6 protein-coding genes are annotated in these 5,063 nt (G+C 33.8%); 4 read left to right on the top strand and 2 right to left on the bottom strand.

The window, feature by feature from the left end:
• Positions 1-279: 279 nt before the first annotated feature.
• From ACEW8E_RS08575 to ACEW8E_RS08560, 4 genes are all read left to right on the top strand, one after another.
• Positions 280-756: a Dps family protein gene (locus ACEW8E_RS08575; RefSeq protein ID WP_373479923.1), complete on the top strand. Its 477-nt coding sequence runs from the start codon at positions 280-282 to the stop codon at positions 754-756.
• Between the two features lie 40 nt (positions 757-796).
• Positions 797-1,531, top strand: coding sequence for a DNA/RNA nuclease SfsA (gene sfsA, locus ACEW8E_RS08570; RefSeq protein ID WP_373479922.1), 735 nt, complete (start codon positions 797-799; stop codon positions 1,529-1,531).
• Positions 1,532-1,821: 290 nt separating this feature from the next.
• A complete protein-coding gene (gene obgE / locus ACEW8E_RS08565; protein ID WP_373479921.1) occupies positions 1,822-2,862 on the top strand; it encodes a GTPase ObgE in 1,041 nt (346 codons plus the stop codon).
• A gap of 31 nt (positions 2,863-2,893) precedes the next feature.
• On the top strand, positions 2,894-3,844 hold the full coding sequence (locus tag ACEW8E_RS08560) for an ABC transporter ATP-binding protein (protein WP_373479920.1): 951 nt from the start codon (positions 2,894-2,896) through the stop codon (positions 3,842-3,844).
• A gap of 43 nt (positions 3,845-3,887) precedes the next feature.
• On the opposite strand, the gene lgt is transcribed toward ACEW8E_RS08560, so the two are convergent.
• Positions 3,888-4,715, bottom strand: coding sequence for a prolipoprotein diacylglyceryl transferase (lgt, locus tag ACEW8E_RS08555; RefSeq protein ID WP_373479919.1), 828 nt, complete (start codon positions 4,713-4,715; stop codon positions 3,888-3,890).
• 33 nt (positions 4,716-4,748) lie between these two features.
• Positions 4,749-4,916 carry a hypothetical protein gene (locus ACEW8E_RS08550; protein ID WP_373479924.1) on the bottom strand — a complete coding sequence of 56 codons (168 nt, stop codon included), beginning with the start codon at positions 4,914-4,916 and terminating at the stop codon, positions 4,749-4,751.
• Between the last annotated feature and the right edge of the window lie 147 nt (positions 4,917-5,063).

The raw sequence follows: 5,063 nt of genomic DNA, 5'->3' as shown, positions 1-5,063 counted from the left end.
ATTTTGCTTCAATGACTAACATTATTTTATGGTACTTTTATTGCCATAAGATTATTTTAACATAAACTTTTGGATTTATGTGGACTCCCGACCGTCGAATTTTTTTTATTGATTGGTCAGCATTCATCCCGTCACCAAAACGATTCACTTTTTAAGTTTATGGTGAGGGCTTACGGCACGACATTTTTAAGGTAAACATTAAGATAAATCCAATTTCAGGGAAAATAGGAGTTTAAAGACTATAATCTATGAATAAGAAACACCTATTAATTAAAGAAAATGAGTAAAAACGCACCCGTAAATATTGGCATTGAAGAAAAAGATAGAAAACATATCGCTGATGGATTATGTCGTCTTTTAGCTGATACTTATACATTATATTTGAAAACACATTATTTTCACTGGAATGTTACAGGATCACTATTTAACTCTTTGCATTTAATGTTTGAACAACAATACACCGAATTAGCCTTAGCTGTGGATAGTATTGCGGAAAGAATTAGAACTTTAGGATATACTGCACCGGGTAGTTATAGTGAGTATGGAGAATTATCTTCCATTGAAGAAACCAGAGAAGTTCCTAAAGCCGAAGACATGGTAAGGTTATTAGTAGAAGGTAATGAGGCTGTAGTTAGAACTGCTAGAAGTGTATTTCCTGTGGCTGAAAAAGCTAGTGATGAATCCACTGCTGATTTATTAACTCAAAGAATGAGTCTTCATGAAAAAAATGCTTGGATGTTGAGAAGTAATCTTTAATGTTTTCTTTCCTGACAAAAAATAACTAATTTTTAACTCCATGACTACTGATACATTTTTATACCGTTATCCTCCTTTAATATCAGGCATTTTAAAAAAAAGATATAAACGCTTTTTAGCAGATATTGAGTTAGAAACAGGGGAATTAATTACGGCTCATTGTGCGAATACTGGTCCGATGTTAGGATTATGTGAAGTAGGTAGTCATGTAATGGTATCAAAAAGCGATAACCCTAAGCGTAAATTGGGTTACACATGGGAAATGATAGCTGTAGGGAAAAATAATCCTGTGTGGGTGGGAATTAATACGGCTTTGCCGAATCGTATTATTAAACTAGCTTTACAACAACAATTGATTTCTGAATTAGCTTCACAATATAGTCAAGTAAAAAGTGAGGTAAAATTTGGTCATGATGGCAAAAGTAGAGTTGATTTTGTGTTAACTGGGGATGAATTTCAACCGCCAATTTATGTGGAAGTAAAAAATACTACCCTTGCAGAAAACGGGGTTGCTTTATTTCCTGATACTGAAACCACCAGAGGGCAAAAACACTTACAAGAATTAATGGCATTGTCAAAACAGACTAAGGCGGTAATGTTATATTTTATCAGTCGAGAAGATTGTGAGACTTTTGGGGTAGGAAAACAATATGATTCCACCTACGGAGATTTATTTCATCAAGCTATTAACAAAGGAGTTAAAATTTTACCTTGTCGTTTTCAAGTTCTTCCTGAAGGGGTAAAATATCTAGGAATGGCAAAAATAATATTATGATTTCGGCTTTCTTTGCGTAAAAACTGAGATACGGTACAATAGGAATCTATTTTCAAATTTAGTCCATAACAAGACGAATAGTACCTAAGTGAACTATAAAATTTTCAGTGAGGCTAGAAGATAGGAAAGAGGAGATAGGAGGTAATAGTAAGAATTGATTTTAACATTAGTCAAATTGATTTTCAGTAATTATTTAGGCTTATTTAATTATTTTTGGTAGATAAAATTTGCCCCGCTATTACTTTTATTTTACAAGTTTTTTTACAGTTTATGGATGGTAATAATAGTTTATGAAATTTATTGATCAAGTCGAGGTAGAAGTAGAAGCAGGAAAAGGTGGTGATGGTATTGTAGCCTTTCGTAGAGAAAAATACGTCCCTGCTGGTGGCCCTTCTGGGGGTAATGGTGGTAGAGGTGGTTCTATACTTTTTAAAGCAACGACTAAGCTACAAACATTGTTAGACTTCAAATATGCTCGTCGTTTTAAGGCTGATGATGGTGGTAGAGGTGGCCCAAACAATTGTACTGGTGCGGCGGGGAAAGATCTTATATTAGAAATTCCTTGCGGTACAATGATTTATGATTCGGAAACCGAAGAAGTAATTGCGGATTTAATTAATCCTGATGATACATTTTTGATTGTTAAAGGAGGTAAAGGTGGTTTAGGTAATCAACATTTTTTGAGCAATAGTAATCGTGCTCCTGAGTATGCTTTACCTGGGCTTGAAGGGGAAATAAAACAGTTACGCTTAGAATTAAAACTTTTGGCAGAAGTGGGCATTATTGGGCTTCCTAATGCTGGTAAATCCACTCTTATTTCGTCTTTATCCTCTGCTAAACCCAAAATTGCTGATTATCCTTTTACTACTCTTATACCTAATTTGGGTGTGGTGCGTAAACCCACAGGAGACGGTACTGTTTTTGCTGATATTCCGGGTTTGATTGAAGGCGCTTCTGATGGCATTGGTTTAGGTCATGATTTCTTACGACATATTGAACGCACCCGTGTTTTAGTTCATCTTGTGGATGTTAACTCTAATGATCCTATTCATGATTACCAAGTTATTCAAGCTGAATTATTCGCCTATGGTCGAGGATTGTGCGATCGCCCTCAAATAATTGGTTTAAATAAAATAGATTCTATTGATGAAGAAAGTCAACAATATATTTTGAAAGAATTTCAGGGTATAAGTAATGATCCTATTTTCTTGATTTCGGCTGTAGCTGGGACAGGTTGCAATGCTCTTTTACAAGCTGTGTGGAATCAATTAGATTTGATGAAAGAAGACGCTGTTAAAGAAATTAGCTTTTTAGAAAGTTTACATTCATAACTTTTACTTGACAAAACACATATTTTATGCTATGAAATCAGAACCTGCCATCGCTACCATTGGATTAACGAAACGATTTGAAAAACATATCGCCGTCAATGATGTAGATTTACAAGTAAAAAAAGGTGATGTTTATGGTTTAATAGGGCCTAATGGTGCAGGAAAAACTACTTTGATTCGGATGTTAGCGGCGGCGGAAACTCCCACCAAAGGCGAAATTTACCTTAATGGCGATCGCTTACTTATAGATGACAGCAACCGTTATTTAAAGCAATATTTAGGCTATCTTCCCGATGATTTTCCTTTGTATGATGACTTGACAGTAATAGACTATTTAGAATATTTTGCGAGATTGTATAAGTTAAAACAACCGTGGCGCCGTCGTAGAATACAAGAAGTTTTGGAGTTAGTCAACCTTGAATCAAAGGTAAATTCATTGATTGCTACTCTTTCTCGTGGCATGAAACAACGATTAAGTTTAGCGCGCACAATTATCCATCAACCGATTATTTTACTCTTAGATGAGCCAGTTTCGGGATTAGATCCTATTGCGAGGATGGAATTTCGAGAAACTATCAAAACATTACAAGAAGCAGGAATGACGATTATAATTTCCTCTCATGTGTTGTCAGATTTAGCAGAATTATGCACATCAGTGGGTATTATGGAATTGGGCTGTTTAGTAGAAAGTACTTCTTTACAGAATTTATATAGTCGTCTTAGTCGTCAACAAATAATTATTAAAATCTTAGGGGAAGGGGAGAAATTAGAAGTAGAATTGCGTAATTGTGACACGGTAAAAGCATGGGAAAAATCACCTGATGGCGAAACAATTAAGGTAGAATTTACTGGTGATAATCAAGATAGTGCTAACTTATTAAAAAGTTTAATTGATGCTAATATTCCTGTGAGTAATTTCCATTGTCAGCAGGAAGATTTAGAGACTATTTTCTTAAAATTAGGACATAAACAAGTATCTTAAATAATTAGTTAATTTTTAAAAGTAGCATCTTATTTTAAATATCTCAGTTTTTAATATCAGGCAAGGATTTTTTCAAAACATATAACCAGATTAAACCAAAAATGCCAAAAGCGATCGCACTTAAACTAACAATTTGAGCAATACGCAAAAAACCTAACATTAAACTATCAATTCTAAAGCCTTCAATCCATACTCTACCAAGACTATAAGCGATTAAATAAATTAGAGAAATAGTACCAGTTTTTAATTTATCGTTATTTTTAATACTCCAAAAAAAGAGAATAATTAATAATGTAAAAACGCCGATATTCCAAAGAGATTCATATAAAAAAGTAGGATGAAAATACTCAAAATTAATATACTGAATCGGGCGATTATTAACAGGAATATATAACTTCCAAGGCAAATTTGTCGGAATACCAAAGGCTTCTGAATTAAAAAAATTTCCCCATCTTCCGATAGCTTGTCCTAAAATTAAAGAAGGTGCAATAACATCAGTTAATTGCCAAAAAGATTGACGGTTAATCTTAGCAAAAATTAAAGCAGAAATAACACCACCAATAATAGCGCCATGAATGGCAATTCCTCCTTGCCAAATTGCAATTATATCTTGAGGATGTTGAGCATAATTTTGCCACTCAAATAATACATAATAAATTCTAGCGGCAGGAATCGCACCAATAACTAACCAGATAACTAAATCACTAATTAATTCAGGATCAATATTACGATATTTTCCTAATTTTTGCGAGAGAAAAACACCAATTAATACTGCTGAAGCAATTAAAAAACCATACCATCTTAAACTAATAGGGCCGATTTCAAATAAAATAGGACTAGGGGATTGAAATGTAAAAATAAAAAAATTCATAATTTATGGTGAGTAATTTATTGTCAATTATTTTTATTCATCAATATAAAAACGATAAAAAAGATAGTCATTTTTAAACTCATGATTATCTGTGACATGATGAATAATTTTTAAGTCAATTAATTCTTGTGCTAATCGGATAGCTTCTGATTTTGATAAGATATATTTTTTCTCCATCCATTGTACTACTTCCGAGGCAATAAAACATTGGGCGTTGCTGAATTAAAGTATGATTTTTAGATAAGGTGATGCCGAAGGCACGCTACGCGCACGTATCTTTATTACTCTCTTAAATTATCACAGAGGCGTGCTGTGTACCAGAGCCGACGAGCGATCGCTCGTAACTTG

It is taken from the genome of Geminocystis sp. (assembly GCF_041753295.1).
GTDB lineage: Bacteria > Cyanobacteriota > Cyanobacteriia > Cyanobacteriales > Cyanobacteriaceae > Geminocystis.
The sequence above is the reverse complement of the archived record's forward strand: the minus strand, read 5'-3'. Positions and strand labels throughout refer to the sequence as shown.